Below are 2,520 nucleotides of genomic sequence, written 5' to 3'. Positions count from 1 at the left end.
CGGAATAATTCGTCATTCTGGCGGGGCGCCTTCGACGGGTAGGCGGGGTTCGGGGGGAGGGAAGGCACGGGCAGCCACATGGGGCGGCCCCTACAGGCGTTGGTGCCGGAGGGCAGGGTACCGCGTGGTGGCGGGGGAGGGCAGACACGCAGGTCTGCCCCTACGGTTTTCGGTGTGCGGGGCGGGCGGCGGGGAGGGGGCGGGCACGGGCGCGATGAATCGCGCCCCTACGGTTGTGCCCATTCCCCGTTCCCATTCCCCATTCCCCATTCCCATTCCCCATTCCCCATTCCCCATTCCCCATTCCCCATTCCCCATTCCCCATTCCCCTCCGTCCCCCCCGGCATGCCCCGTGCATCTGAGCGCCCGCGCTGCGCGAGCCCTGGATTCCGCCGGGTTGCGTGCGGTCAAGGGGGGGCATAGCTTCGGGTTCACTTAACCCACCCGCTCACAGGGTGCTACGCCTGCCCAGTCCGTCCCGCCGCGCGCGAGCCGCGCCGGGAGCACAGCCTCGGGAAGCAATGGCCTTCAGCTGGCTCAGAAAAGGAAACTTCATCCCGGTCAACGACATCGCCGTCGACCTGGGGACCGCCAATACGCTGGTGTACGTGAAAGGCGAGGGGATCGTCCTCAACGAGCCCTCGGTGGTGGCCGTGGAAAAGGCCACCAACAAGATCAAGGGGATCGGGCTCGAGGCCAAGCGCATGCTGGGGAGGACCCCGGAAGGCGTGACCGCCGTGCGCCCCCTCAAGGACGGCGTGATCGCGGATGTGGACGTGACGGAGATCATGCTCCGCTACTTCCTGGAGACGGTCACCTCCAAGCGCTTCCTCAAGCTGAAGCCCACGATGGTGGTGGGCGTGCCCTCGGGGATCACGGAGCTGGAGCGGCGCGCCGTGCGGTCGAGCGCGCACGCGGCCGGGGCCAAGGAAGTGTACATGGTGGCCGAGCCCATGGCCGCCGCCATCGGCGTGGGGCTTCCCGTGGAGACGCCCACGGGGAACATGGTGATCGACATCGGCGGCGGGACGACGGAGATCGCCGTGATCGCGCTCAGCGGGATCGTGTGCGACACCTCGATCCGGGTGGGCGGCGACGAGATCGACAACGCCATCGTCACCTTTTTGCGCAAGAACTACAACCTGATGATCGGCGAGGCCACGGCCGAGGCGGTCAAGATCCAGATCGGCAGCGCGTTCAGCACCGGCGAAGAGCGGGAGATGGACGTCAAGGGGCGCGACCTCGTCTCCGGCATCCCGAAGACGGTGCGCGTGCACTCGCAGGAGATCCGCGAGTGCATCCAGGAGCCGATCCAGGCCATCGTGGAAGCCGTGCGCCGCGCGCTGGAGATCACCCCGCCGGAGCTGGCGAGCGACATCGTGGACCGCGGCATCGTGATGACCGGCGGCGGGGCGCTCATCCGCGGGCTGGACGTGCTGATCGCCCGCGAGACCAACCTGCCGATCCACGTGGACGAGGAGCCGCTCACCTGCGTGGTGCGCGGCGCCGGGCGCATCCTGGACGACGTGCAGAAGTACAGAGGAGTGTTGACGACGTGAGCACCTTTCGGCCCTACCTCAAAGGCGCGGGCGAGCGCGGGCGCAAGCGCGACCTGGGGATCGCGGCCGGGTTCACCGCGCTCGCGCTCCTCCTGTTCAACCTGCCGGACACGTACCGCACCGGCCTGGCGACGGGAGTGCGCAACACGGTCCTGTTCCCCGTGATCGCCATGCAGGGCGGCGCGGCGGACCGGGCGGGCCGCTTCGGCGACGCGGGCGAGCTGCGCGCCGAGCGCGACTCGCTGGCCGCGTTCCTGGTGGGGCAGGCCAACCTGGCCCAGGAGAACCGCGAGCTGCGGGCCCTGCTGGGCTTCCGCGAGCGGCTGGGCTACACCTTCGTGGCCGCCGAGGCTTCGCGCGGGCGCGGGGTGGGCGCCACCGGCACACTGCAGCTCTCCGCCGGGCGGCGCGAGGGGGTCGGCACCGCCGCGGCCATCGTGACCGCCGAGGGGCTGGTGGGGAGCGTGTGGCGGCTGGGCGACCGCTCGGCGGTGGGGATCGACTGGACCCACCCCGAGTTCGGGCTGAGCGTGATGACGCAGGACGGCGAGACGTACGGCATCGCCAAGCCCACCAACGGCCCCCGCGGCGAGCGGATGCTGGCGCTGACGCCGGTGGCCTTCCACACGCAGCCGCCCAACGGGTCGCTGATCGTGACCTCGGGCGACGGCGGGCTCTACCCGCGCGGCATCCCGGTGGGTCGCGTGGCGGGCGCGGGGCGGGCGGAGGGCGGCTGGCAGCGGGTGTACTACATCCGCCCCCTGGTGAGCCCCGCGCAGATGTCGCACGTGCTGATTCTGGGCGCGCCCACCAAGGCCCCGACCGACCAGGACCTGGCGGCGGCGTGGGGGGTGACGCTGAGCGCCGCCGAGCGCGATTCCGCGCGCGCCACGGGCCCGGCCGTCTCGCCCGACGCGGCGACGCCCACGGCGCCCACGCGCCCGCGGCCCCGCGCCGCGGC

The 2,520-nt window shown here is 71.4% G+C and carries 2 protein-coding genes; both read left to right on the top strand.

The features are described from left to right. Nucleotides 1-521: 521 nt before the first annotated feature. Nucleotides 522-1,559 carry a rod shape-determining protein gene (locus VF647_24725; GenBank protein HEX8455306.1) on the top strand — a complete coding sequence of 346 codons (1,038 nt, stop codon included), beginning with the start codon at nt 522-524 and terminating at the stop codon, nt 1,557-1,559. Continuing rightward, a partial coding sequence (mreC, locus tag VF647_24720) for a rod shape-determining protein MreC (protein ID HEX8455305.1) occupies nt 1,556-2,520 on the top strand: 965 nt, incomplete at its 3' end. The genes VF647_24725 and mreC, both read left to right, overlap by 4 nt.

This window comes from Longimicrobium sp., from assembly GCA_036387335.1.
In the GTDB taxonomy this organism is placed as follows: domain Bacteria; phylum Gemmatimonadota; class Gemmatimonadetes; order Longimicrobiales; family Longimicrobiaceae; genus Longimicrobium.
Note: the sequence above shows the minus strand (reverse complement) of the source record. Positions and strands in the feature narration are given on the sequence as shown.

Bases quoted from the DNA above. Each gene is read 5' to 3' on its own strand.
- VF647_24725 (HEX8455306.1), top strand. From the start codon at position 522: ATGGCCTTCAGCTGGCTCAGAAAAGGAAACTTCATCCCGGTCAACGAC.